Below are 1,642 nucleotides of genomic sequence, written 5' to 3' on the forward strand. Positions count from 1 at the left end.
TCAACCTCGTCGAGCGCTGGTTCGCCGAGCTGACCTCCCGCAAACTCCGCCGCTCGGCCCACCGCAGCGTCGTCGAACTCGAACGGGACATCCGCAGCTGGATCAACGAATGGAACAAGAACCCCAAGCCGTTCGTCTGGACGAAGACTGCCGACGACATCCTCGACACCCTCGCCGCATACGGCACACGGATTAACGACTCAGGACACTAGAACTCAAGCGGTGGCGGGGGCAGCAGGGCCGAAGTTGAGGGTCCAGCTTCGGGGACTGGGGCTTCATCCGCGGATGAGAGTGCGAAGGGCGCATGGTGGCTGTTCTCCGAGCCCGGAGGAGGAGCGAGAGGCCGACCGTCAGGGTGTGTCGCCGGACCAGTCCCAGCGGTTTCGCTCACCGGAGCGCGGGCCGTACACAGCGCGGCCGCCGGGTCCGAACTGGCCCACCTCGGTCATCAGGGCGGCACCGGTCTGAAGTTCGTCCGCTGTTCAGCCGGTGATGTCGAGCAGGATGCCGTCCAGCGGGCCGCCGACCAGTTCGGCGTAGTCGCGGCCGGGCACCGGACCGGACCGGGGGTGGTCTTGTCCGTAGATCCGGCCGTGCGGCAACTCTTCATCTCTGTCCATGTGCCCAAGCCTTCCACGCTCTGCCGACAGGGCGAAGGCTTGCCTGGTTCCGTCTTGGCCCCGCCCGTACCGCCGACGGAACGGCCGACGGGTCAGGTGCACAAGCGCGGCGGGGCGAAGGCAGGGTCAGCAGCGGTGGCTGAGGTGAGGCACGTGCACCTGGGAGGCGGCCCTCTGCATCATGCCGACCTTCTGCTGCAGGGGGCGCTGCTGCTCTCCGTGCAGGGCGTTGAGTACGACGACGGCACCGGTCAGGGCCGGGATGGCCCACTGCATCAGCGTCAGGTGGCTGTGGGCCTTGTCCAGGTCGACGGGGTGGCTGCCCGCCTTCTCCAGGTCCTCCGGGTCGCCGGAAGCGGACAGTTCGATTTTCTTGCCCAGCACTCGGCTGTAGGCGGTTGCGGCCAGCGCCGCCCCGGTCAGCACTGTTTTGGCCAGTGTCGAGGCGGCGACTCCCTGCTGGTTCTGCACCCGGGCGGCGTTGGCGGCCAGCAACCCGGTGCCGCCGATCAGGTGCGCGCCGATGGCCACTGCGTTCACCGGTGTCCACTTCGCCCAGCCCACGCTGGCGATCCTTGAGGCCTCCCCCGGTCCTTCGTTCCCGGCAGCGCCGTTCAGACCGACAGCGCCCATCAACGACCCGCCGAACCAGGCCGCTAGGCCCAGATCATGGACACTGCGCAGGACGGTATTGCGTTCCGACATCGTTGCTCCTCACCTCGAGACGGCCCGCAGGGGTCCACAAGCCGTCTCCACGCTCGCCGCAGTCGAACCAGGACGCCACAGGAACGGCGCAGCCGGGCTACGCGCACCGCCTGATCGAACCCGGTCCTTGCTGCCTGGCGTCTCGAGCGCCGGAGCCCCGGCGTCTGAGAGGGCGTTTATGCAGTTCAAAGCAGGTAAGCGGCTTATGCGAGTGCCCCGTTTCAGCATGGTTCACCCCGTAGGTTCCGAATGCCGCCCGGCCAGGCACGACCCCCGTCGCCCGTCTCATCCACTTCTGCTCTTGGAAACCCGTCTGA

1 protein-coding gene and 2 pseudogenes are annotated in these 1,642 nt (G+C 67.6%); 1 reads left to right on the top strand and 2 read right to left on the bottom strand.

What is annotated here, in order from left to right; all coding sequences use genetic code 11:
• A pseudogene (locus ABZ154_RS34975) lies at positions 1-212 on the top strand (IS630 family transposase); the annotation flags it as partial.
• A gap of 138 nt (positions 213-350) precedes the next feature.
• Here the strand turns inward: ABZ154_RS34975 and ABZ154_RS34980 are convergent.
• Together ABZ154_RS34980 and ABZ154_RS34985 are read right to left on the bottom strand one after the other, a co-directional pair.
• Positions 351-620, bottom strand: a pseudogene (locus ABZ154_RS34980) (hypothetical protein).
• Positions 621-746: 126 nt separating this feature from the next.
• Entirely contained in the window at positions 747-1,325 is a 579-nt protein-coding gene (locus ABZ154_RS34985) for a hypothetical protein (protein WP_356838498.1), read from the bottom strand.
• Positions 1,326-1,642: the final 317 nt, after the last annotated feature.

It is taken from the genome of Streptomyces sp. NPDC006261 (assembly GCF_040613515.1).
Lineage (GTDB): Bacteria > Actinomycetota > Actinomycetes > Streptomycetales > Streptomycetaceae > Streptomyces.